This is a genomic window from Pseudonocardia sp. (genome assembly GCF_050246655.1).
In the GTDB taxonomy this organism is placed as follows: domain Bacteria; phylum Actinomycetota; class Actinomycetes; order Mycobacteriales; family Pseudonocardiaceae; genus Pseudonocardia.
On the sequence record NZ_JBFWVQ010000020.1, the window covers coordinates 11,382 to 35,283 of the forward strand.

General features: G+C 75.0%; 18 protein-coding genes. 11 read left to right on the plus strand and 7 right to left on the minus strand.

Features of this window, described 5'->3' with window-relative positions; translation table 11 throughout:
* Positions 1-7: 7 nt before the first annotated feature.
* A complete protein-coding gene (locus AB7J25_RS09630) occupies positions 8-2,632 on the minus strand; it encodes a CHAT domain-containing protein (protein WP_428507287.1) in 2,625 nt (874 codons plus the stop codon).
* A 96-nt stretch (positions 2,633-2,728) separates the two neighbouring features.
* On the opposite strand from AB7J25_RS09630, the gene AB7J25_RS09635 reads away from it, so the two are divergent.
* The 7 genes from AB7J25_RS09635 (at position 2,729) to AB7J25_RS09665 (ending at position 12,765) form a co-directional block, all read left to right on the plus strand.
* A complete protein-coding gene (locus AB7J25_RS09635; RefSeq protein ID WP_428507289.1) occupies positions 2,729-3,868 on the plus strand; it encodes a S8 family peptidase in 1,140 nt (379 codons plus the stop codon).
* Between the two features lie 7 nt (positions 3,869-3,875).
* Positions 3,876-4,445, plus strand: coding sequence for an RNA polymerase sigma factor (locus AB7J25_RS09640; RefSeq protein WP_428507291.1), 570 nt, complete (start codon positions 3,876-3,878; stop codon positions 4,443-4,445).
* Entirely contained in the window at positions 4,442-4,894 is a 453-nt protein-coding gene (locus AB7J25_RS09645; RefSeq protein WP_428507293.1) for a hypothetical protein, read from the plus strand. Before AB7J25_RS09640 ends, AB7J25_RS09645 begins: the two co-directional genes overlap by 4 nt.
* Before the next feature lie 74 nt (positions 4,895-4,968).
* Positions 4,969-5,892 carry a M12 family metallopeptidase gene (locus AB7J25_RS09650; protein ID WP_428507295.1) on the plus strand — a complete coding sequence of 308 codons (924 nt, stop codon included), beginning with the start codon at positions 4,969-4,971 and terminating at the stop codon, positions 5,890-5,892.
* Between the two features lie 34 nt (positions 5,893-5,926).
* Positions 5,927-7,924, plus strand: coding sequence for a hypothetical protein (locus AB7J25_RS09655; RefSeq protein WP_428507297.1), 1,998 nt, complete (start codon positions 5,927-5,929; stop codon positions 7,922-7,924).
* On the plus strand, positions 7,924-9,540 hold the full coding sequence (locus tag AB7J25_RS09660; protein ID WP_428507299.1) for a YncE family protein: 1,617 nt from the start codon (positions 7,924-7,926) through the stop codon (positions 9,538-9,540). The genes AB7J25_RS09655 and AB7J25_RS09660 overlap by 1 nt, the downstream gene beginning before the upstream one ends.
* Positions 9,541-10,191: 651 nt before the next feature.
* Positions 10,192-12,765 carry a DNA translocase FtsK gene (locus AB7J25_RS09665; protein WP_428507300.1) on the plus strand — a complete coding sequence of 858 codons (2,574 nt, stop codon included), beginning with the start codon at positions 10,192-10,194 and terminating at the stop codon, positions 12,763-12,765.
* Positions 12,766-12,894: 129 nt separating this feature from the next.
* Here AB7J25_RS09665 and AB7J25_RS09670 read toward each other — a convergent pair whose 3' ends face one another.
* Together AB7J25_RS09670 and AB7J25_RS09675 are read right to left on the minus strand one after the other, a co-directional pair.
* Positions 12,895-13,698 carry a helix-turn-helix domain-containing protein gene (locus tag AB7J25_RS09670; RefSeq protein ID WP_428507302.1) on the minus strand — a complete coding sequence of 268 codons (804 nt, stop codon included), beginning with the start codon at positions 13,696-13,698 and terminating at the stop codon, positions 12,895-12,897.
* 30 nt (positions 13,699-13,728) lie between these two features.
* Positions 13,729-14,220, minus strand: coding sequence for an amino-acid N-acetyltransferase (locus tag AB7J25_RS09675; RefSeq protein WP_428507386.1), 492 nt, complete (start codon positions 14,218-14,220; stop codon positions 13,729-13,731).
* A 61-nt stretch (positions 14,221-14,281) separates the two neighbouring features.
* Between AB7J25_RS09675 and rimO the strand changes: the two genes are divergently transcribed.
* The 4 genes from rimO (at position 14,282) to AB7J25_RS09695 (ending at position 18,518) form a co-directional block, all read left to right on the plus strand.
* Positions 14,282-15,787, plus strand: a complete 1,506-nt coding sequence (gene rimO, locus AB7J25_RS09680; RefSeq protein ID WP_428507304.1) for a 30S ribosomal protein S12 methylthiotransferase RimO — start codon at positions 14,282-14,284, stop codon at positions 15,785-15,787.
* The gene (gene pgsA / locus AB7J25_RS09685; protein ID WP_428507306.1) at positions 15,784-16,380 is read left to right on the plus strand and encodes a CDP-diacylglycerol--glycerol-3-phosphate 3-phosphatidyltransferase; all 597 of its coding nucleotides are present in this window, start codon (positions 15,784-15,786) and stop codon (positions 16,378-16,380) included. The genes rimO and pgsA overlap by 4 nt, the downstream gene beginning before the upstream one ends.
* 154 nt (positions 16,381-16,534) lie before the next feature.
* On the plus strand, positions 16,535-16,915 hold the full coding sequence (locus tag AB7J25_RS09690) for a helix-turn-helix domain-containing protein (protein WP_428507308.1): 381 nt from the start codon (positions 16,535-16,537) through the stop codon (positions 16,913-16,915).
* 763 nt (positions 16,916-17,678) lie between these two features.
* The gene (locus tag AB7J25_RS09695) at positions 17,679-18,518 is read left to right on the plus strand and encodes a PspA/IM30 family protein (protein WP_428507310.1); all 840 of its coding nucleotides are present in this window, start codon (positions 17,679-17,681) and stop codon (positions 18,516-18,518) included.
* 194 nt (positions 18,519-18,712) lie between these two features.
* Here AB7J25_RS09695 and AB7J25_RS09700 read toward each other — a convergent pair whose 3' ends face one another.
* The 4 genes from AB7J25_RS09700 to AB7J25_RS09715 all read right to left on the minus strand — a co-directional run bounded on the left by AB7J25_RS09700 (position 18,713) and on the right by AB7J25_RS09715 (position 23,864).
* Positions 18,713-19,516, minus strand: coding sequence for a DNA-formamidopyrimidine glycosylase family protein (locus tag AB7J25_RS09700; RefSeq protein ID WP_428507311.1), 804 nt, complete (start codon positions 19,514-19,516; stop codon positions 18,713-18,715).
* Positions 19,517-19,536: 20 nt separating this feature from the next.
* The gene (locus AB7J25_RS09705; RefSeq protein WP_428507313.1) at positions 19,537-20,409 is read right to left on the minus strand and encodes a serine protease; all 873 of its coding nucleotides are present in this window, start codon (positions 20,407-20,409) and stop codon (positions 19,537-19,539) included.
* A 116-nt stretch (positions 20,410-20,525) separates the two neighbouring features.
* The gene (locus tag AB7J25_RS09710; protein ID WP_428507315.1) at positions 20,526-22,379 is read right to left on the minus strand and encodes a helix-turn-helix domain-containing protein; all 1,854 of its coding nucleotides are present in this window, start codon (positions 22,377-22,379) and stop codon (positions 20,526-20,528) included.
* Positions 22,380-22,496: 117 nt separating this feature from the next.
* The gene (locus AB7J25_RS09715) at positions 22,497-23,864 is read right to left on the minus strand and encodes an MFS transporter (protein ID WP_428507317.1); all 1,368 of its coding nucleotides are present in this window, start codon (positions 23,862-23,864) and stop codon (positions 22,497-22,499) included.
* Between the last annotated feature and the right edge of the window lie 38 nt (positions 23,865-23,902).

Sequence of the window (23,902 nt, forward strand, 5' to 3'; positions counted from 1 at the left end):
TCGCGGCTCACCCGGCCCCGGAGCCGAGGCAGACGAATCCGGCGGCCGCGGCGGCGTCGCGGGGATCGTCCCCACCCGGGTCGGCCTGGACGGCGGCGAGCGCGGCGGCCGGGCCCTCGCCCGCGGCGAGCCGGCGGTGCAGCGCGATCATCGCGGGTGCGGTCCGCGCGTCCGGCACCGCGACGACAGGGGCGACGAGGCGGGCCGAGCCCCGCGCGAGGAAGGCGGCGGCGAGCCCGAGCAGCTCGTCGCCCGCGCACACCTGCGAGCGCCCGCCCTCGCAGGCCGCGAGCACCACGGTGCGCGGGACGCGCGGGAGCCGTTCGATGTCGTGGACCATCAGCGGCCCGTCGGCGAGGAGCAGGTCGGAGAAGAGCGCGTTGCCGACGGCCAGGCGCCCGTGCGCGGCCAGGTGCACGAGCCCGGCGCCCGCGAGCGCGGCGAGCACCGCAGGCGCGGTGGCCGCGTCCCCGGCGAGCAGGGCGCCCGCGTGCAGGGCCGCGACGGCCGCCGCCTCGTCGCGGGCACCGGCCAGCCCCGGCCCGGCGACGGCCACGGTGCCGGTCACGGTGTCGGTCGCGGTGCCAGCCACGGTGCCGGTCACGGTGCCGGTGTCGGTCGCTGCCCCGGCCTCCCGCAGCGCGGCCTCCTGCCACAGCGTCGCGGACGGGCACACGCTCACCTCCCGCCCCCGGCACGACGGCAGTACCGACCACGCCATGCTGTGCAGCGCCCCGGTCGGCACGACGACCAGCGGGCGCCCCGCGACCTCCGGCAACGGCCCGAGCAGCAGCTCGTCGAGGCCGGCGGCCGCAGCGCCCAGCAGCGCCAGCGGGCCGCGGGCCGGGTCCGGGCCCGCTGTGCGGGCGATCCGGTGCAGCGCGAACGGGATCCGCGCGGCGAGGTCGTCGACCGTCGCCAGCGGTCCGAGACGCCGCAGCGCGACGCGACCCTCGACGACCGTGAGCGCCAGCAGCTTGCCGTCGAGGTGCAGGAACTCGACCAGGGCCGTGTCGCCGAGCACGAGCTCGCGCGGCCGGACCGGCTCGACCACCGCACCCCCGCCGCCGCGAGCCCGGCGGGTGTGGTCGCGGATGCGGCGTTCGAGCGCCGCCTGCCGTCCCGGCGCGGAGTCCGCGCGGGCCACGGCCCGCAGCTCGGCGAGCATCCCGGCGAGCTCGGCGTCCGCGGGTGGGACGACGGTGCGCAGCCGGCTCGCCCGGCCCCGTTCGGCCCACTCGAACACCGCCGACGCCCGCCCGCCGTCCAGCGCGGTGCGCAGCCCGAGCTCGACGAGGTCGCGGCGATGGGTGGCGGCGTGCACCCGCAGGTCGGTGGCGCCCAGGGCGGCGCCGTACCCGTCGAGCAGCCGCAGACCGGCGCGGGCGGCACGCACGGTCGCCCCGCGCGCGCCCGCCGCCCGGTGTCGCAACGCGGTGGCGTACCAGCCGCGGGCGCGCAGCGTGACCGGTCCGCGGCGGCGGGCCGCCGCAGCCTGCACCAGCAGCCGGTCGGCCTGCCGGGGAGCGAGCCTGCTCGCGACGATCCGCGCCTCGACGGCGGCACCGGGCCAGCCCGCGCCGTCCAGCGTCGCGACGAGCGCCTCCAGGTCGCGCACCGAGACCCTCGGCCGGCCGGGCAGCTCCCGCCACGCTCGCAGCTCCGCCAGCCTGGCGAGCGCCGCACGCTCGGGGCGCCGCTGTCCCCGCAGCTCGCGGCGGGCGTCGCGGGCCTGCGCCAGCGCCGTGGCCGGGTCGCCGTCGAGGAGCGCGGCCTGCGACAGCACGAGCCGCACCTCCGGCACCTTCAGGGCCCGGCCCTCGCGCCGGTACGCGTCGACGGCCTTCGCGGCCGCGTCGCGCGCCTCGGCCACGAGCCCCACCGACAGCAGCAGCTCGGAACGGCACTGGTGGCCGGTGCCGAGCTGGGCGCCGTGCGCGCCGATGATCTGCTCGGCGCGGTCGAAGTGGGCGAGCGCGGCGGGGACGTCCCCGCGCGCGGTCTCCATCAGGCCCAGGTTGCTCGCGACGAGCCCGACGGTCAGGGCGCGCCCCAGCCGCCGGGCCAGCTCCTCGGCCTCCCGCAGGTCGCGCCCGGCGGCGGGGAAGTCGTGCAGGGCGCTGTGCACCAGCGCCCGGTTGATGAGCGCGCGCTGTACCGCGAGCAGGTCCTCCGCCGCGCGCATCATGCCCAGCGCGGTGCCGAGTGCCGCCCGGGCCTCCTCGAAGCGGCCGATGTCGTAGAGCACGATCCCGCGGGTGCCGTGGAAGCGGTCGGCGGACGCCCCGCCGAGCGCACCGAGCGCAGTGTCGATCTCGCGCAGTGCCGCCCGCGGCCGTCCCGCCTGCAGCACCGCGTACGCCAGCTTGAGCCGCGCTTCGGCGACCAGCCTCGGCGAGCAGGCCCGCCTGCCGTGGGCGACGGCCCGGCGCAGGTGGCGCGTCGCGTCCCCGACGGTGCCGCAGTGCAGCAGGGCGTGGCCCCACGCCCGTTCCGCGACCGACGCCGCGGCGGGATCCCGGGCCCGGCGGGCCGCGGCGAGCGCCTCGCGGGCGAGCGGCACGCCGCGTTCGGGATCGGTGTCGACGGCGCGCATCGCGGCCTCGGCGAGCGCGCTGACGTGCTCGGTCACGGTTCCCCCGGTCGCGGTGCATCAGATCGCGCGCCCGTCCCTCCGTGGTGGTGACCGAGCTTGTGACCGAAGACACCGCGCCAGGAGGATATCGACATGCCGGACACCGCCGGAACGCTGCATGTGCCGGACCAGCTGATCGTCGATCTCGGCCACCTGCCCGCCGTCCTGGCCACGCTCGAGCGGCTCGGCGTCCGGACGGGCACGGCCGCGTCCGGGATCACTGTGATCACTGTGGATAACGTCGAGCGGGAGGAGCTGCTCGATCTCGCCCGGATCACCGACCTCGTCGACGAGGACGGCGACGCCCTCGACCTCGACGACGTGCTCGTGGCGGTGCGCCACGCGTTCGCCGCCGAGCGCGGCGGGTTCGTCCCCACCATCGGCAAGAACCGCCTCGTCGACGGCGTGATCGGCTTCGGGAAGCGCAACACCAAGCCGTTCGACTTCGAGGAGCCGCAGCCGCTCGCGGACGGGGAGGCGCCGCCGGAGATCCCCGGACCCGGGTCCGCCGGGCAGGGGGTGCGGGTCGGGGTCGTCGACACCCCGCTGCGGCCCGGTCCGTCGACGGGCCCCCTCAGTCACCGCCTGGGCCACGGGCTGTTCGTCGACGGCCTGATCCGCCGCCAGGCGCCAGGAGCGACCGTGGAGCACCGCGGCGCGCTCGACGGCCCGGACGGCCGCGGCGACTCGTGGACGGTCGCCCGCGCGATCGTGGAGCTCGCGCGCAGCGGGATCGACGTCCTCAACCTGTCCCTCGGCTGCTACGCGCCCCCGGACGGCCCGCCGCTGGTCGTGCGCCGCGCGATCGAGCGGGTGCCGCGCGACGTGCTCGTGGTGGCCGCCGCGGGCAACCACGGTCTGTTCGCGAACCTCGCCGCGGCCCGCACCCCGCGTTCGGCGATCTGGCCGGGCGCGCTGCCCCCGGTCGTCGCCGTCGGCGCGGTCCGCGAGGACGGCACCCGCCCCGACTGGAGCCCCGACCTGCCGTGGATCACCTGCGCGGCGGCCGGGGCGGGAGTGGTGTCCACCTACCTCGACGGCGACGTGCAGCTCACCGACGGCGTCCAGGCGTTCACGGGCTTCGCCCGCTGGAGCGGCACGTCGTTCGCGGCGGCCGTGGTGAGCGGGGCCGTCGCCGCCCGGACCGTGCCGGGGCAGGTCAGCGCCCGCGAGGCGCTGGCGGCCGTCCTCGACGAGGGGACGGTGGCGCGCCGGTTCACCGCGGCGCGATGATGCTCCGGTGCGCGACGACCCGGCCGTGGTGGAACTCGTGGCGCGCGCCCGCGACGGCGACGCCTGGGACGCGATCGTGCGGCGCTACGCCGCGCTCGTCTGGGGGATCTGCCGCCGCCACGGGCTGAGCCCGGCCGATGCGGAGGACGCGGGCGGTGGGGTGTGGCTGCTGCTGGTCGAGCACCTGCCCCGGCTGCGGGAGCCCGCGGCGCTGCCCGGCTGGATTGCGACCACCACCCGGCGGGAGTGCCTGCGGCTGCAGGGCGCCCGGGCCCGCACCGTCCCGGTCGACGGCCCGGACGTGCTCGACACCCTCGGCCCGCCTGCCCCGGCCGTCGACGAGGCGCTGCTCGCGGAGGAGCGGCGGCACGCCCTGCGCACGGCGTTCGCCGAGCTCCAGGAACGCTGCCGGCAGCTGCTCACGCTGCTGTTCACCGACCCGCCCCCGCCGTACCAGGACATCAGCGCGCAGCTGGACATACCGGTCGGCGCCATCGGCCCCAACCGCAAGCGCTGCCTGGACCGGCTGCGGCGCAGCCCCGCGCTGGCCCGCCTCGCCTCCGCGGCCGCACCGTGAGCGGCGGGGGCGGGCCGGGCGGGACGGACGACGACGCGCTGCTCGCCGAGCTGGGCGAGGCGGTGCGCGCGGGTGCGGAGGTACCCGCCCGCTTCCTCGCCGCGGGCCGGGCGGCCTTCGTCTGGCGCACGGTCGACGCCGAGCTCGCCCGGCTGGTGGCCGAGCCCGCCGGGATGCGCGGCGCCACCCGGCACCTCTCCTTCCGCGCCGGCGGGCGTGCGGGTGCCGTCGGCGTCGAGCTGGAGGTCGGCCCGGACGGTCTGCGCGGGCAGCTGGACCCGCCCGGCCCCGGCAGCGTCCGCGTGCAGGTGCGCGGCGGCGAGCCCGGCGCGCCGGTGGCGGCGGACGAGATCGGCTGGTTCGTGGCCCGTCCCGTCCCGGCGGGGGAGCTGCGGGTGCACGTGCGAGCGGGCGGCGCGGCCTTCGTGACGGAGTGGTTCACCCCGTAGCGGAAGTCCGTGTATCAGGCGGGTCCCGGGCCCCTCCGACAGGTGACAGTGCATCACCACGAGGGGGGAACCCGATGTCCCGCACCGATGACCACTACCGCGACGCGCTGGCGCGGATCGCCGAGATCGCCGGGGCGGCCTGCGCCTCGCCGGCCGCACAGAGCGTCCCGGCACGCAACGGGACGGCTGCGGCCGACTTCGGCTGCGTCGTCAAGCGCCTGCCCGCGCGGCTCGCCGCGCGCGCCGCGCGGCACGCGATCGAGACCTTCCCACTCAACGCGCCGTCCCCGGCGGCCCTGGCGAGCGCCAACGCCGGGCCCGTCCCGCTCGCGATCGCGGTCGACACGCAGCGCTGGTGGGGGCCGACGCCGCGGCAGTTCACCGTCAGCTTCCTGGAGACCACCCCGGCCGACCTGCGCGCCCGCATCGTCGCGCACCTCAACGCCTGGTCGGCCCGCTGTGGCATGTCGTTCGTCGAGACCGGCGGCGTCGGCGAGGTGCGCATCTCCCGCGGCCCCGGTGGCTACTACTCCTACCTGGGCACCGACATCGGCCTCATCGACCTCGGCGAGCAGACGATGAACCTCGAGGGGTTCACGATGGGTACGCCCGAGTCGGAGTACCGCAGGGTCGTCCGCCACGAGGCCGGGCACACCCTCGGCTTCCCGCACGAGCACATGCGCGCCGATCTCGTCGCCCGCATCGACCCGCAGCGCGCCTACCCGTACTTCTGGCAGACCCAGGGCTGGGACCAGGCGATGGTGGACGCCCAGGTGCTCACCCCGCTGGACGAGGCGTCGCTGTACGGCACGCCCGCCGATCAGGACTCGATCATGTGCTACCAGCTGCCCGGCAGCATCACCTACGACGGCCAGCCCATCCGGGGCGGGCTCGACATCGACTCCTGGGACTACGACTTCGCCGCCTCGCTCTACCCGCCCGTCGGATACAGCCCGGTCGCGACCCGCGCCCGGGTCGAGGACGCGGTCCCGGCCTGACCGGGGACCACGCGAGAGGCCCCTGGAGCCCGCCGTGACGCTCGACTCCGCGCAGAACACCGCGCAGAACACCGCGCACGTCCACCGTGGGCCCGCCGCCGGTCCGGGGACCCTGTCCCCGGACCGGCTCGCCGGCCCCACGGCACTCGTGCCCGTCCCGTCCGTGCCGCCGTGCCCGGAGCACGCCGCGGCACCGCCGCTGCCCGCGATGATCTCCGATCCGCTCCACCCCGCCGTGCTGCTCGACCTCGCCGCGGCTCCCGCGACGAACTTCAACCTGGTCGACGGCACGGTCTCGATCGCCACGGACGCGCAGATGCCGTTCGTGCTCTACAAGGGCACCAACCGCGACACCTGGTTCTACTCGCCCCGGTGGGGGCGCATCGCCCGCAACCCGGACGGGGAACCGGCGTTCCTGGTGACGAAGAAGGTCCGCAACAACCCCGACGGCTCGAAGACCACCGTCGGCGGCATCCTCAGCTTCATGGTCGAGCTCGTCGTGGAGCTGCCGACCGACGCGGAGCGCGAGCGCTGGACGCAGCTGATCCGCACCCTCTACAACATCTCGCCGGGATCGGGCGCGTTCAGCTTCCAGCCGCTGCGGCTCTCGCCCGGGAAGATGGACATCTCCGGGCTCGACACCTACGCCAAGCCCGGCCAGCAGCTGCGCGGGATCGACGTCGGCGCATCCTCGTCGATCGGGCTCGCCATCGAGCTGACCCCGGACGGTGCCGACCACTTCGCCGCCATGCTCGGCGCCTCACCCGCGCCGTTCCCGCCGCAGGTCGCGATCATGTTCACGTTCCGCTACCAGTACCTGGTCCCGCAGTGCGCGATCCAGGCCACCGGCTTCAAGAAGAAGGCCTACGACTACTTCTCCTGGAACGCCAAGGCCCGGGCCAGCTACTTCGGCCTCGTCGACGGCACGGTGGACTACAGCTCGGTACGGGCGGACCTGCGCCAGCAGGACGCGCTCGACGTGCACGTCGTCGGCACCCCGCCCGCGGGCGTCGACCTCGGCCGGATGCTCGACTCGATCTTCGACACCTTCGTCCGGACCGAGGTGGGGCAGTGGATCGCGCCCGACCCGCGCCCGGCGCAGGCCTCGGCCCCCGGCGGCTTCTTCGGGGGCGTCTCCGTCGCGATGAAGGACGTCGTCCTCTCCGACTCGGCCCGGTTCGACCGGCGGATCGACTACTCCGGGATCAGCGAGGGCATCCACCAGGTCTCGTTCAACTTCGAGCAGCAGCTCGGCGCCTTCTCCGCCGCGAAGCACCTGTTCATCGAGGAGGACGACATCAAGCTGCCGTTCCAGGTGTCGATCAGCAACAGCACGCTGGTGAAGCGGGTCGCCGCGGCGGCGAGCTACACGACCACCACCGGCCCGCGGATGGTGCAGTGCGGCGCGGTCGACGGCCGCGAGGGTGGCCTGCGCGAGGGGATCATCCAGTACACCTGGCCGAACCGCCCGACGTCCGCGCAGGTCGCGCTGACCGTCGACTTCGACGCGCCGCACGTCGGCTACGTCTTCCACCGCACGCACCCGGTGTCGGACACCGGCGCGGTGTTCGAGTTCCACCCCGACCAGTTCGTGCAGCGCACCCGGCTGTTCTTCGTGATGGCGGCGCTCGTCACCGACGCCACCTCGAAGGCGCTGTTCAAGTGGGAGTGGACGCCGCCGCCGGGCGACGGCCCCGCACGGCCCCCGGTCTCGGGGTACTTCCTGCTCGCTCCGGACCCGGCCGGGCTGACCGGCAACCTCCCGACCCACGACATCGAGTTCCCCTACCACCCCGACGACTACATCGGCGAGGGCACGCCCCGCGTCCGGTTCGCCCTGCAGGGGCTCACGGGGGAGTGGCGCAACCGCGTCCTGACCGGCTCGATCGCCCTCGGCGAGAACGCCCTCGCCGTCGACTGGGACGGCCTCGTGACCGTCGGGCTCGACACGCTCGCCGTGCCGGCCGCCGGGCTCGGGCCGGCCTACCGCAGGCGCCTCGCGGCGCAGGCGGCGCTGCACGGGAGCTCGTGATGACCGCCGTCGCGGACGCGGTCGGCCCGGTGCGGGCGCCCGCGGCCGTCCCGGCACCGGTGCCGCACCGGCTCGTCACCACGGTCACGACGGCAGCGGGCTGGGTGTCGGCGGTGGCCGTCGCGGGCAGGCGGGTGTACGCGGTGCACTCCGAGCCGGCGCAGCTGCGTTCGACGCTGCTGGTCCTCGACCGGGGGACGCACGGCGTCGTCGCCACCGTCGACCTCGGATGGGGAGCCGGGTCGATCGTCGTGTCGGGGAACCGCGCGTACCTGTTCGTGTCCGGCCGGAACTGGAACGAGCGGTTCGCGCCCCCGGCGGTCGTCGTGGTCGATCGCAGCACCGACACGGTGTACCGGCGGATCGCGGTCGAGGGGGAATACGGCGGCGTCGTCGGGGCTCCGGACGGGGGCGTGTACGTCCTCACCGCCCTCGGCCTGCGCATTCTCGACCCGGCCACGGACGAGCTGCGCCCGGCGCCTGCGACGGGCGGCGGGCTCGTCGGGGTGACCGGGAGCCATTTCTACAGCAGCTACACGAGCACGAGCTTCTCGGCGGGGCTGATCGCCTCGGAGATCGAGATCGTCGCGCGGGCGACCGGTGCGGCCGGGACGTCGATCAACATCCACCCGAGCACGTTCGGCGCGATGGCAGCGACGGCCACGCACGCCTTCCTGCAGGTGGGCCGGGAGATCCGCGTGCTGGACCGGCAGACCCACGCCGAGGTGGCCCGCATCGGCGGGCCCGTCCCGGACTGGTACCCGGACGGCCTCGCGGCCACCGGCGACGGGCGTCGCGTCTACGCGGTCGGCCGGGGCGTCCTGTCCCAGATCGACCCGGCGACGAACACGCTCGCGCCCACCGTCGACCTGCCCGGGCTCAGCGGGGAGCTCGCGGTCTCGCCGGACGGCAGCCGGATCTACGCGCCGCTCGCCGGGGGAGCGGGCGGGATGGCCGTCGTCGAGGCAGTCCTGCCGCTGCGCTACCGCGACGTGCAGGTCACGGCGGGCAGCGCCCCGGACTGGCTGGTGAGCCGCTACACCGTGGCCTGCACCTACCGAACGCCCAACGGCGACCGGGAGTGCGGCAGCGCCGTCCTCGGCCCCGACGGCGGGGTGGTCGGCGGGCAGGTGTCCGACGAGGGCGGCGCGTTCCCGCCGACCGTCCAGGTCGCGATCACCGTGGACTTCGCACCCGGCACGGGCCTGCCGGGCTTCGTGCAGCACGTCGACGTACCCGTCACGGCGACCGGTGCGAGCTACCTGTTCGAGCCGAACCAGGTGCTGCGGCGCACGCTGCTCGTGTTCGACCTGCGGCCGACCCCGCTGGAGTCGGACTATCTCCTCCTGCGCTGGCGCTACACCGCGGGCGGCGCCGGGGTCGCGAGCGGCCAGAAGACCCTGATCGGCGACGAGCTGCGGCGCACGCCGGTCGCGCAGTACGAGATCGTCGTCGTGCCGGACCCGCTCGCCGTCCCGGAGCTGCACCTGGAGATCGACGGCCGCTACCAGGACGAGGTGCTCGTCCACTTCGCCGCCGACCTGGGGATCGCGGCCGGCGCCGTCGTGCTGACCGCGCGCCGGGGGACGGGCGGATACGAGCTGGTCGCGGGCTGAGGGGGCCGGGGAGCCTGCCGGGTCCGGGTGCCCGGGTCCGGGTGCCCGGACCCGGGTACCCGGGTCGGCCGGGTGGTGGCACACCTGTGCGAGCGGTGGCACACCTGTGCGAGCGGTGGCACACACTCGCGGGTGGTGGCACACACGGTGGGCGGTCTGTGTGAGCGCCGCCGGGTGTGTGTGAGCGCCGCCAGGTATGTGCTTGCGCCGCCGGGTGGTCGTGGGCGCCGCAGGTACGTGCGGGGGCCGCCGGGTGGTCGCGGGTGGTGGCACACCTGTGCGAGCGGTGGCACACACTCGCGGGTGGTGGCACACACGGTGCGCGGTCTGTGTGAGCGCTGCCGGGTATGTGCGGGCGCCGCCGGGCGGTCGGGGGCCCCGGTGGTCGTGGGCGCCGCCGGGTGGTCGGGGGCGCCGCCGGTACGTGCGGGGGCCGCCGCGCGGTCGCGGGTGGTGGCACACCTGTGCGAGCGGTGGCACACACTCGCGGGTGGTGGCACACACGGTGGGCGGTCTGTGCGAGCGCCGCCGGGTGTGTGCGAGCGCCGCCGGGTGTGTGCGAGCGCCGCCGGGTGTGTGCGGGCGCACGGGGCCCGGCCCGGGGTGCGTCGCTTCGGCGGACGATCTTGTCACCGGGATAGCGTGGTGACCATGGCGGGACGGACGACGGCACGCGGCAGGGGCAACCGGGGAACCGGGTCCCGTCGGTCCACGCGCCGCACCCCCGCGCGCCGCCCCGCCGCGCGCCAGGGCCCCGACCTCATCGACCGCGGCATCGACGCCACCGGCCGCGGCCTCGCCGCCCTCGGGCGCGGCGCCGGGAGGGCCCTGGGCCGCACCCGCGACATCGATCCCGCGCACCGACGCGACGGCCTCGGCGTCGTCATGCTCGCCCTCGCGCTCGTCACCGCCGCCGGGATCTGGTGGGAGGCGGCTGGGCCCGTCGGGCGTGGGTTCGCCACGGGTGTCGCGGTCGTCGTCGGGGTGGGCGCGGTGCTCGTCCCGGTGCTCCTCGCCGCCGCCGGGCTGGCCCTGCTGCTCACCGAGCCGAGCCCGGACACCCGGCCGCGCGTCGCGCTCGGCTCCACCCTGCTCGCCCTGGGGCTGCTCGGGTTGCTCCACATCGCCGCGGGACTGCCCAGCGAGCCGGACCGCTGGGGTGTCGGCGGCGGGATCGTCGGCTACCTCGCCGCTGTGCCGCTCTCGACGGGCCTGACGACGTGGGTGGCCGGCCCGCTGCTCGTGCTGGTCAGCGCGTACGGCGGCCTCTTGCTGACCGGCATCCCCGTCCGCGAGGTCCCCGCGCGGGTGCGGCGGCTCATGGGTACGGCACCTGCGCCGTCCGAGACCGACGAAGGGCCCGCGTCGCGCCGTCGCCGCGTCGCGGACCTCGTGCGGGAGGGCTCGCCGGACGGCGACGGGCAGGCCGCGGCTCCGGGCCTGCGCCGTCCGGGTCGGGGCCGGCGCGGGTCCGGGACCTCGGCCGAGGCCTCGGGCGCCGGGGCTGCGGACGGCCCGTCCGACGGGCGCGGCACGGCCGGATCGGCGGACGTCGCGGGCGGCGTCGGCGAGCCCGTCGTGCCGGTGGCCGGGCCCGCCGCCGTGCCGCCGGGTCGCGCCGCCCCCCCGGTCACGGTGACCCCGCCCGCGGAGCCTCAACCCGATCCGGACGCCGGCGAGGACGGCCAGCTGCGCCTCACCACCGAGCGCCCGGACGGCGAGGTGGCGGACTACAAGCTCCCGCCTGCGGACCTGCTGCCCACCGGGCCGGCGCCGAAGCTGCGCAGCAGGGCCAACGACGTCATGATCGAGTCGATCACCGGGGTGCTGGAGCAGTTCGCGGTGGACGCGATGGTCACCGGCTTCACCCGCGGCCCGACCGTCACCCGCTACGAGATCGAGCTCGGCCCCGCCGTCAAGGTCGAGAAGATCACCCAGCTCACCCGCAACATTGCCTACGCCGTTGCCACGGACAACGTCCGGATCCTCGCGCCGATCCCGGGCAAGTCCGCGGTGGGCATCGAGGTGCCGAACACGGACCGCGAGATGGTGCGCCTCGGCGATGTCCTGCGTTCGGGCAGCGCGCGGGGCGAGCAGCACCCGCTGGTCATCGGCCTGGGCAAGGACATCGAGGGCCACTTCCTCTGCGCGAACCTCGCCAAGATGCCGCACCTGCTGGTGGCGGGCTCCACGGGCTCGGGCAAGTCGAGCTTCGTGAACTCCATGCTGGTGTCGCTGCTCTCGCGCGCCACGCCGGACGAGGTCCGGATGATCCTCATCGACCCCAAGATGGTCGAGCTCACTCCCTACGAGGGCATCCCGCACCTCATCACGCCGATCATCACCCAGCCGAAGAAGGCGGCGTCGGCGCTCGCGTGGCTCGTCGAGGAGATGGAGCAGCGCTACCAGGACATGCAGGCCAACAAGGTCCGCCACGTCGACGACTTCAACAAGCGGGTGCGATCCGGTGACATCAGTGCACCCCCCGGCAGCGAGCGCGAGTACCGGCCCTACCCGTACATCCTCTGCATCGTCGACGAGCTCGCGGACCTCATGATGACCGCGCCCCGCGACGTCGAGGACGCGATCGTGCGGATCACCCAGAAGGCCCGGGCGGCCGGCATCCACCTGGTGCTCGCGACCCAGCGGCCGTCGGTGGACGTCGTCACCGGCCTGATCAAGACGAACGTCCCGTCCCGGCTGGCGTTCGCCACCTCGTCCCTCACGGACTCGCGGGTCATCCTGGACCAGCCGGGCGCCGAGAAGCTCATCGGCATGGGCGACGGGCTCTACCTGCCGATGGGCGCCTCGAAACCCGTGCGCATGCAGGGTGCCTACGTCGGAGACGACGAGATCACCTCCGTCGTCACCTTCACGAAGGACCAGGCCGAGCCCGAGTACACCGAGGGCGTCACCGCGCAGAAGCAGGGCGAGCAGCGCGAGATCGACCCCGACATCGGCGACGACCTGGAGCTGCTCTGCCAGGCCGCGGAGCTCATCGTCACCTCGCAGTTCGGGTCGACGTCGATGCTGCAGCGCAAGCTGCGCGTCGGTTTCGCCAAGGCCGGGCGGCTCATGGACCTGCTGGAGACGCGCGGCGTCGTCGGCCCGTCCGAGGGGTCGAAGGCGCGCGACGTGCTGGTCAAGCCGGACGAGCTGGAGGGCGTGCTCTGGCTGATGCGCGGCGGGGGCGGCGCGGAGCCGGAGGACGACGCGGAGGGCTGATCGGCCCACTGCGGCAGCGCTGCGGCCGTGCACACGGTGCAGGCGGAGCGATGCACAGTGGGCGGGAGCGGTGCACGGTGCAGGCGGGAGCGAGGCGGGGTCGGAACGTGCACGACGGCGAGCCGGGCCTCAGCCGGGGCGCTCCGCCAGCCACCCCGTGGCGGTGAGTCCCGCGAGCTCGCGGAAGTCGCGCGCCAGGTGGGCCTGGTCGGCGTAGCCGCCGTCTGCAGCGACCGTGGCGAGCGAGGGCCGGGACGGGGTGAGCAGCCGCGCGCATGCCCGCTCGAAGCGGATGACCCGGGCCGCGGACTTGGGCGGGAGCCCGATCTCTGTGCGGAACCGCTCCGCGAGATGGCGGCGGCTCCACCCGATCTCGCGGGCCAGCGGCTCGATGCGCTGGGTGCCGCCGGTGGCGACGAGCCGGTCCCAGGCGTACCGGACTTCCGCGGCCACCCCCGCCTCGCCCCGGCCGCGGGTGGCGAGGGCGAGCAGGGCGTCGTCGAGCAGGGCGAACCGCGCGGGCCAGTCCGGGGCCGACGCGAGCCGGTCCTGCAGCGTGGCGGAGCGCGACCCGAGCACCGCCCCGAGGTCCACGACGTCCCCCGCCAGCACCCCGGCGGGCAGCCCCAGGAGCGCCCGGGCGCCGCGCCAGGTGAGCGCGAGCTGGAGCCCGGTGGCCGCTCGCCCCTGCGCGATGACGGCGGGCGAGTCGTGCAGCCCGCCGACCATCGCGCTGAACGCGCGGGGCGAGCGGGCCGGATCGGGCATCCGCAACAGCTCGACCTCGCCGTCCAGGCACAGGATGAACGTCAGGTGCCCCGACGGGACGCCCTGGTGCGTGGACGGCGGCCCGTCGGTGAGCCGGTAGCCGCAGTACGACGAGACGTACGGCCGCAATGCGGGCGCCGGGCGGCGCGCGTGGATGTCGGCCATGGTGCGCAGGCTACGGCCGGGCACCGACATTCACAGGCGCAGCAGCATCCGGAAGTTGCCCAGGGTGTTCGGCTTGACGTGCGCGAGGTCGAGGAACTCCGCCACACCGGCGTCGTAGGAGCGCAGCATCTCGGCGAACACCTCGGGTTCGACGGGGGTGCCGTCGATCTCGACGAAGCCGTGCCGGCCGAAGAACGTCTTCTCGAACGTCAGCACGAACAGGCGCTCGAGCCCGAGCCTGCGTGCGGCGTCGATGAGGGAGCCGACGATCCGGTGCCCGATGCCGCGCCCGGACAGCGCCGGGTGCACGGCGACCGTGCGGATCTCCCCCAGGTCCTCCCACAGCACGTGCAGGGCCCCGCACCCGACGACCTCGCCGCCGCGCTCGGCGACCAGGAACTCCTGCACGTCCTCGTAGAGGGTGACGGTCTCCTTCGCGAGCAGCACCTTGCCCGCGTACGCGTTGACGAGCTCCCGGATCGCCCGCACGTCCGCGGTACGTGCGGGCCGCACGACGATCATGTCCGGGACGTCCGTCACGGCTCGCCAGGGTAGATCAGCCCCCGCCGGTTACCCTGGCCGAGTGCCGCACACCGACCGCCCCCGCCGGGCCGCCCTGCTCACGCTGGGCTGCGCCCGCAACGAGGTCGACTCCGAGGAGCTGGCGGGCCGGCTGGCCGGAAGCGGCTGGGAGCTCGTCGAGGCGGACGCGGGCGACGACGGCTCGGACGGCCGGGCACCGGACGTGATCGTGGTGAACACCTGCGCGTTCGTCGAGCAGGCCAAGAAGGACTCGATCGACACCCTGCTCGCGGCGTCCGACGTGGCCCGGGCGCGGGGCGCGAAGGTCGTCGCCGTCGGCTGCCTGGCCGAGCGCTACGGCGCCGAGCTGGCCGAGAGTCTGCCCGAGGCGGACGCCGTGCTCGGCTTCGACCACTACCCGGAGCTCGCGCAGCGCCTCGGGGACGTGCTCGGCGGGCACGCGCCCGCCCCGCACGTGCCCGCGGACCGCCGCACGCTGCTGCCGGTCAGCCCGGTGGAGCGGCCCGCGGCGGCCGCGTCGGTGGCGGTGCCCGGCCACGCCTGGCTGCCCGGCGCGGGGCGGGTGCGGTTGAACGACGCCCCCGTCGCCCCGCTCAAGATCGCCTCCGGGTGCGACCGGCGATGCGCGTTCTGCGCCATCCCGAGCTTCCGCGGCTCGTTCGTCTCCCGCCCGCCGGACGACGTAGTCGCGGAGGCGGCGTGGCTGGGCATGAACGGTGTCCGCGAGCTGTACCTGGTCAGCGAGAACTCGACGTCCTACGGCAAGGACCTCCCCGGTGGCTCCCGGGCGCTCGTGCACCTGCTGCGACGCCTGGCCCAGGTGCCGGGGATCGATCGCGTGCGCGCGAGCTACCTGCAGCCCGCGGAGCTGCGACCGGATCTGCTGGAGGTCATCGCGACCACGCAGGGCGTCGCGCCGTACTTCGACCTGTCGTTCCAGCACTCCTCGCCGTCGGTGCTGCGCCGGATGCGCCGCTTCGGCTCCACGACGGACTTCCTCGACCTCTGCGAGCGCATCCGCGCCCTCGCCCCGGAGGCGGGCATCCGCAGCAACGTCATCGTCGGGTTCCCCGGTGAGACGGAGTCCGACGTCGCCGAGCTGGAGGGGTTCCTCACCGCGGCGCGGCTGGACGCCGTCGGGGTGTTCGGCTACTCCGACGAGGACGGCACCGAGGCCGAGGGCTTCGCGGGCAAGGTCGACCCGGACGAGGTCGCGGCGCGCGTGTCGCGGATCTCGGCGCTGGTCGACGAGCTGATGGCGCAGCGCGCCGAGGAGCGCGTCGGTACCGAGGTCGACGTGCTGGTCGAGGTCGCCGAGGACGACGATCTCGAGTGCACCGGCCGGGCCGCGCACCAGGCCCCGGACTCCGACGGTGAGTGCGTCGTCGAGCGCGGGTCCGGGCTCGAGGTGGGGGAGCTGGTCCGCGCGGTCGTCGTGGGCACCGAGGGCGCCGATCTGGTGGTGTCGCCGCGCGAGAGGCTGCCGCGCCGGCACGCCGCGCTCGTCGGAGCGCAGGGTCGACCATCACGACGGTCCGGGCCGTGACGGCGCAGGCACCGGTTCCGGTGCTGAACATCGCCAACGTCCTCACCGGGATCCGGATCGCGCTGATCCCCGTCTTCCTCGCGACGCTGTTCGCGGGCGGCGGGCAGGAACCGAAGTGGCGGCTCGCGGCCTTCACGGTGTTCGCGGTCGCGATGGCCACGGACCGGCTGGACGGCGAGCTGGCGCGCCGGCGCGGCCTCGTCACGACGTTCGGTGTGATCGCGGACCCGATCGCGGACAAGGCACTCACCGGCGCCGCGCTCGTCGGGCTGTCCGTGCTCGACCTCGTCCCCTGGTGGGCGACGGTCGTCATCATGGTGCGCGAGGTGGGGATCACCGTCCTGCGCTTCGCGGTGCTGCGCCACGGCGTGATCCCGGCCAACCGGGGCGGCAAGACGAAGACGCTCGTCCAGACGCTCGCGATCGGGCTGTACCTGCTGCCGCTCACGGAGCTGTTCGGTCCGAGCGCCCTGATCGACGGCGTGCGGTGGACGGTCCTCTTCGCGGCGGTGGCGCTCACCGTCGTGACCGGAGTGGACTACGTCGTGCAGGCCGTACGCCTGCGGGCCTCGGCGCTGCCGGAGGTGTCCTGACCAGCGGCTCGACCTGCATGGACGGCCCGTGTTCGCCCTGGGCGGACGTGGCGTGCGCGTCGATCCGGCGACGTTGCAGCGGTCGCATGGGTACGGTGGGGCGCACCGGGCGCCCGACCTGCGGGATCCCGACCGCCCACGAGGAGGAGCGCCCATGGCCGTGCTGCTGCGGGAGGCGATCGGCGGCAGCCTGCGCCGCGTGCGGACGGCGCGGCGGCGCACGCTGCGCGACGTCTCGCGGCGGGCCCGGGTGAGCCTCGGGTACCTGTCGGAGGTCGAGCGCGGGCGCAAGGAGCCGTCGAGCGAGCTGCTGGCCGCGATCTGCGAGGCGCTGGAGATCGAGGTGGCGGAGCTGCTCGCGGATGCGGCGGAGCGCATGTGGGCGGCCGCCGCCGTGGACCGTGCGACCGACCCCGGCTCGCTGGTGCACCCGATCGGCCTGCGCCACACGAGCCTGCGCCTGGCGGACGCGGGCGGCAGCGCGGGGCTGGAGCGCCCGGCGGTGCCCGCGGGCGGGGTGCGGGCGGCTGCCTGACCGGGTTGGCCGCCGCGCCGACCCGTACACGCTCGCGCAGCCCCTGAGTCGCCGCGCACATCGCGGGGCCGGCCTCGCAGACGTCAGCCGCGCTTCGCAGGTGCTGCAGCCTCTGTGAGGGGTGTCTGCTCCCTGCGAGGTGGGCGGGGGTCCGGCGCTGGCCGTCTGTCGCTGTCGCCAGCCGGACGCGCAGGCCTCCCGAGGCGGCCTCTCGGCTCGGCCTCGCAGACCTCGGGCGCGCTTCGCAGGCGCTGCAGCCTCTGCGAGGGGTGTCTGCTCCCTGCGAGGTGGTCCGGTCCGACCCCCGCCGTTCGCCGTCGTCGCCAACCGGACCCGCAGGCCTCCCGAGGCGACCTCGCAGACCCCTGGCCCACCGCAGAGGCGGTCCGGGCCCCGCGGGGCGAGTGCGGCCCCCGCGGGGCGGGTCCACCCCAGCAAGGCAGGTCCACCCCCCGCGGGGCGGGCCCACCCCAGCGGGGCGGGCCCACCCAGCAAAGGCAGGTCTACCCCAGCAAGGCAGGTCCACCCCAGCAAGGCAGGTCCACCCCAGCGGGGCGGGTCCACCCCCTCCGCAGCCCGCGCTTTACCCTGCTCGGGGGTCCGGTCGACCCCGGGACGTCCCGGAGCCGCACTCGGGGTGATCACCGGATATCGTCGCCGCCGGTGGCAGGGCCCGCGGTGGCGATGCCACGATGGGTGACGACAGCCCCGGGCCGACGCGTCGGCAGGCCGGGCGACGAGGGTCCGAGATTAGGCGGAGGACATGGCCAACCCGTTCGTGAAGGCCTGGAGGTATTTCCTGGCGGCGTTCTCGTCGAAGATCGACGAGCATGCCGATCCCAAGGTGCAGATCCAGCAGGCCATCGAGGAGGCCCAGCGGCAGCACCAGGCTCTGTCGCAGCAGGCCGCCGCCGTGATCGGCAACCAGCGCCAGCTGGAGATGAAGCTCAACCGCCAGCTGGGCGAGATCGAGAAGACGCAGGCGTCGGCGCGGCAGGCGCTCATCCTGGCCGACCAGGCCAGGGCGAACGGCGATGAGGCGAGCGCCCAGCGGTACGAGGAGACGGCGCAGGTCTACGCCACGCAGCTGGTGACGGCCGAGCAGTCCGTCGAGGACCTCAAGACGCTGCACGACCAGTCGATCCAGGCTGCCGAGCAGGCCAAGCAGGCCGTCAAGCGCAACGAGATGGTGCTCCAGCAGAAGATCGCCGAGCGCACGAAGCTGCTCAGCCAGCTCGAGCAGGCGAAGATGCAGGAGCAGGCCGCGGCGTCGCTGCGGCAGATGAGCGAGCTCACCGCGCCGAGCAACACGCCGTCGCTGGAGGACGTCCGCGAGAAGATCGAGAAGCGGTACGCGAACGCGCTCGGCTCGGCGGAGCTGGCGCAGAACTCGGTCGCGGGTCGCATGCTGGAGGTCCAGCAGGCCACCACGGACATGGCGGGGGCGAACCGGCTGGAGCAGATCCGCGCCTCCCTGCGCGGTACGCCGGTGGCGGGCCAGGTCACATCCGGGCAGCAGCAGGCGCCCACCCAGGCCCTCCCGCCCCAGCCCGCGCCGACCCAGGCCGTCCCTCCGGGGCAGGCGCAGCCCGGCACGAATTGACCCCGTCCCCGGACGCGGGAGCGCGGTGGGCGGCTCCGCCCAGGATCACCTCGCTGCCGTGCGCGTCACCTCGCAGCCGTCCGGACGGCTGCGAGGTGCTCCGTGATGCTGCGAGGTCGCGGCGGATGCGGGGGCACAAGGGCGAGGCTGCGACGGGTGCACGGGCCTGCCAGTGAGCCCCGCGCGTGTCGCGGTCACCCGGGCCCTGGCCCCGGCTGGCAGCGCGGGCACCAGTACGTCACCCGCGCATGGACGCCCCCGCCCTGGGGTGCGGCCCGGACGCGGCTGCCGCATCGCCGGCACGGCTGCCGCGCCCGCCCGTACACCCACTGCTCGCGGCCCCGGCCGAGCTCCCCGGTGGTGGATTGCTGGGGGCGGTCCTTGTTGCGCAGCAGGAGCTCCCGGGCGAGGGTGATCGCGGCGGCCGGATCGGGCATGTCGCGCACGAGCGTCCAGGGAGAGAGCCCGAGCAGGAAGCACACCTCGGCCTTGTAGAGGTTGCCCACGCCCGCCATCACGCGCTGTTCGAGCAGCACGAGGCCCAGCTCGTGGTCGTCGCGGGCGGTGAACCGCCGCAGCGCCTCGGCGACGTGGCCGCCGTCCCAGGCGGGGTCGAGCAGGTCCGGCCCGAGGTGGCCGACGAGCCGCTCCTCCCGGTCGGTGGGCACCAGCTCCAGGTCGTGCAGCGCGAAGCCGACCGCCACCCGGTCTCCGGTGACGAGCAGCGCGCGGGCCTCGTGGGCGGGCCGTTGCCACCTCATACCGGGCCGGTAGAGGTGCCAGGAGCCGTCCATGCGCAGGTGGCTGTGCAGGCTGCGGCCGTCGTCGAAGCGGGTGAGCAGGTGCTTGCCGACGGTCCGGACGCCGAGGACCGCGCGGCCCGCGAGGTCCTGATCGACCAGGCGGGGATGGCGCAGCTCGCCCCGCAGGAGCACGTGCCCGGTGAGCGCGGCGTCGAGCCGGCGTCCGGTGAGGTAGACGGTGTCGCCCTCGGGCACGCCGTCGAACCTAGCGCCGGTCAGCGTCCCGAGGCGCGGATCTCCTCGGCGGCGGCGTCCGGGGCGACCGGCTGCGGCGCCCGGAAGGCGCGACGACCGGGCAGGAGCTCCACCTCACCGACGTCGCCGTGGCGCTGGGCGTAGTCGAGCGCGTGCGGCAGGTCGGTGACGCCGCTGGTGGCGGACCGGTCGAGGTAGCGGGTGGCGAGGACGCCGAACGCGCGGCCCTCGCCGTCGACCATGCCGCTGCCGGAGTCGCCGAGGCTCGCCGACGGGCTGAGATCGACGCGGTGGCTCCAGCCGTCACCGCGGACGCCCAACGAGCTGCCGTCCTTGATCGCGGGCCGGGTGTTGTGGGGCTGCAGGCTCAGGACCCGTTCGAAGCGGGCCGGGGCGCCGTCGCGCAGCGCGGTGGGGCCGCCGAGACCGGGGACGGTCGGATCGAGGCTCGCGGTGTCGCGGGGATCGACGGCGACGAGCGCGAAGTCGTTGAAGCGGCAGCGGTTCTCGTCGGTCTCGCCGAGCGTGCGCATCGTGGACCACGAGCTGTAGGCGAGGTGACCGCGCGCGGTGGCGCCGGTCGCGCCCCGGAGCTGGACGGGCGTGCCGAGCGGGAGTGTCTCGTACTCGCATCCGGTGCGGTGCTGCGGCTGGACGGGGATGGCGCAGTGCGCGGCGTAGGCGACGAAGGTCGTGGTGGCGTTGCGCAGGACGAACGCGGCCGTGCAGGAGCTGGTGACCTCGGGGCCCACGGTGGTGATCATGAGGGCGCCCGGGCCGATCGTGCCAGCACGCTGGGCCGCGACCCGCGTGATCAGGTCCGTCGCGGGCGCGAGGCCGACGAGCGCGGAGAATGCGCAGAGTACGCAAAGGGTGGCGATTGCCCGGCGCATCACCCGATATGCCACGCCTACCCCCCGCAGCCGGCGACCGATGTGATCGACGGTAGTCGATCACCGGGGCTGCGGGATCACTCACAGGTGGACACTCGGTGTGTGGTAGAGGGACCTCAGCCACCCCGGTCGGCGCGCAGCCGCAGCAAGCGCAACGCCAGCTGGATGTCCAGCGCTCGATCCGGTAGTTGCCAGCCCTCGCCGAGCAGCGCCGTCACCCGCTCCAGCCGCTGCGCCACCGTGTTGACGTGGACGTGCAGCTCCGCGGCGGCGCGCCGCGGGCTCGCGCCCGCCACGAAGTACTCCTCGACGGTGGCGACCAGCGCGCTGCCGCGGCGCTCGTCGTAGTCGAGCAGCGGGCCGAGCACGCGCCGCAGGTAGGCATCGACGTCCCCGCGCGGGCTCGCGACCAGCCCGGCGAAGCCCAGCTCGCGCACCGAGCCGCCGCGCCCCGTCATCCCCAGCGCAACCATGGCGTCGCAGATGCGGCGGGCCTCCGCGTACGCCGCTGCCAGCCCGGCGGCCGGGACGACCGGTCCCGCGGCGCCGACCGTCACCTCGGTGCCGTCCTCGCCGAGGCGGCGCGCGAGCGCGTCGGCGACCGCCGACGCGTCCTGCCCCGGCAGCAGCGCCACGACGACCCCGTCGTGCTCACCTGCGAGCCCTCGCCCGTCCCCGCTGCGCGCCGCCGCCACGAGCAGGCCCCGCGGGCGCGCGACGCACCGGCACACCGCCACGACGTGCGGCGCGAGCAGCCGCAGCCCGAGCACCCGGCCGCGTTCGGCGAGCGCACGGTCCGGGGCGCCCGCGCCGCGGCGGGCCAGCAGCTCCGCGAGCAGGTCCGTGCGCACCCGCTGCTCCGCGTCGGCCGCCCGCATCCCGAACAGGAGGACCAGCGCCGTCACCATCGCCGCCCGCTCGACGGTGCGGCCGCTGCCCTCGTCGAGCGCGTCGATGCCGCCGAGCACGATCGTGCCCAGCCGCTGGCCCGCCGCCGCCACGGCCACCGCCCACAGCCCGTCCGCCGATGTCAGCCGCCCCGTCGTCCCGGACCGGCGCACCGCGGGGGCGTCCGCGAGCTGGTCGCGGCCCGGCGGGGAGGGCGGGGCGCCCCCGCAGGCGGCGATCCGCTGGTCGTCGGCATCGAGGACGGCCACCCAGCAGCCGAGCAGGCCGCCGAGCGCGGCCGCGAGATCGGTGACGTCCCCGCCGCCGAGGACGACGCTCGAGAACCGGTCGTGCGCGGTCGCGGCCTGCTCGATCGCGCGGTGCGCCTGCTCCAGCGCCGCGAGCGCCCGCGCGGTCTCCGCAGCGCGCCGGGTCTGCACCAGCGACACCGCCGCGAGCGCGGCGAACGATCCCAGCAGCGCGATCTCCTCGCGGCTGAACGGGCGCGCGGTCCGGTTGGCCGCGAACAGCACCCCGACGAACTCGCCGTCCACCAGCAGCGGGGTGCCGCAGATCGCGATGAGCCCCTCCTCGCCGACGGCCGCGTCGATCTCGGTCGTGTGCCGGTAGCGGGGGTCGGCGGGGTAGTCCGAGGTCCAGTACGGCCGCTTCGTCTGGGCCACCAGCCCGCCGAGGCCCGCGCCCCGCGGCAGCCGCAACTCCTGGAAGCGCGCCGACACCGATCCCGACGTCGCGCGCATGTAGGTGTCGCCGCGCTCGGGATCGGCCAGCGCCAGGTAGGCGACATCCGTGCCGATGAGCGAGCGGGCCCGGCGGACGATGGCGTCGAGGACGGTGCCGGGGTCGTCGAGCGAGGCGAGGTCGCGGGCCACGTCGACCAGTGCGGCGAGCCCGGCCTCGCGCCTGCGGTGCGCGTCGATCGCGGCCTGTACGCGCAGGGCGAGCTCGGCGGCGGCGCCGGCCTCGGGATCGCCGGGGACCAGCACCGCCGCCTTCTCGAACTCGGCCACGGGCCCGCCCTGGGCGAGCAGTCGCAGCAGCGCGAGCGCGGTAGGGGACACGAGGGGATCCTGGCAGGGATCGTCTCCGCCCGGCCCGCTCGCGTCGGCAGGGAAAGCCACCTTCACCGCGTCCTGCGCGGTGAAGGCGGCTTTCCGTGCATCAGGGTCGGCCTGCGGTCAGCGCGCCGACCCGGCGGGCTCGACGGCGTCGTCCGCCGCCAGATCGCGCGAGCTCGTTTCCTGGTAGGAGGCCACCGCGACGATCGTGATCAGCGCCGCGATCGCGACGTACACCGCGACGGCGTACCCGCTGTCCCAGGTCGTGTAGAGCGAGACGGCGATCAGCGGAGCGAGGCCGCCCGCCACGATCGAGGCGAGCTGGTAGCCCACCGACACCCCGGAGTAGCGCACCTTCGTGCCGAACAGCTCGGACAGGAACGCCGCCTGCGGCCCGTACATGGCCCCGTGCAGCACCAGGCCGACGACGATCGCGAGCACGGTCAGCGGGAAGCTCTCGGTGTCGATCAGCCAGATGAAGGCGAACGCCCACACCCCGACGCCCACGGCGCCGAAGAGGTAGACGGGCCTGCGGCCGAAGCGGTCCGAGGCGGCACCCCACATCGGGATCGTCACCAGGTGCACGGCCGCGCCGATGAGCACCGCGTTGAGGACGAAGGAGCTGGACAGCTGGTGCACCGGCGGGTTCTTCGTCAGGTAGGTGACGACGACGATCGTGAAGATGTAGTACGACACGTTCTCGGCGAACCGTGCGCCCATCGCGGTGAACACCTCGCGCGGGTAGCGGCGGAACACCTCGACGATCGGCATGGACTGCTTCTCGCCTGCCGCGGCCTGCGCCTCGGCCTTGGCCTGCGCGGCCTTGAAGATGGGCGACTCCTCGACGGCGAGCCGGATGTAGAGCCCGATGCCGACGAGCACCGCGGAGAGCAGGAACGGGATGCGCCAGCCCCAGGCCAGGAACGCGTCCTCGGGCTGCACGAGCGCGAGCAGCGCGAGCAGGCCGTTGGCGAGCAGCTGCCCGCCGGGCGCACCCGCCTGCGGCCAGCTCGCCCAGAAGCCGCGCCGGGACGGTTCGCCGTGCTCGGAGACGATGAGGACGGCGCCACCCCACTCGCCGCCGAGCGCGAAGCCCTGCAGCAGCCGCAGCAGCACCAGGATGATCGGCGCTGCGATGCCGATGGTGGCGTAACCCGGCAGGAGGCCGATCGCGAACGTCGAGAGCCCCATCATGAGCAGGCTCGCGACGAGCAGCTTCTTGCGGCCGATCTTGTCGCCGTAGTGGCCGAAGACCAGCCCGCCCACCGGCCGGGCGATGAACCCGATCGCGAACGTGCCGAGCGCGAGCAGCGTCGCGACCGCGGGGTCGTTGGCGGGGAAGAAGACCTTGGGGAAGACGACGGCGGCGGCCACCCCGTAGAGGAAGAAGTCGTACCACTCGACGGTCGTGCCCGCCATGCTGGCGGCCACCACCCTCACGATGTTGCCGCGGGATGCGTCGTGTGGTCGTGCGTCGGATGAGGACATGGGGATCTCCCGGGTCGGTTCGACGTGCTGCGGTTCGT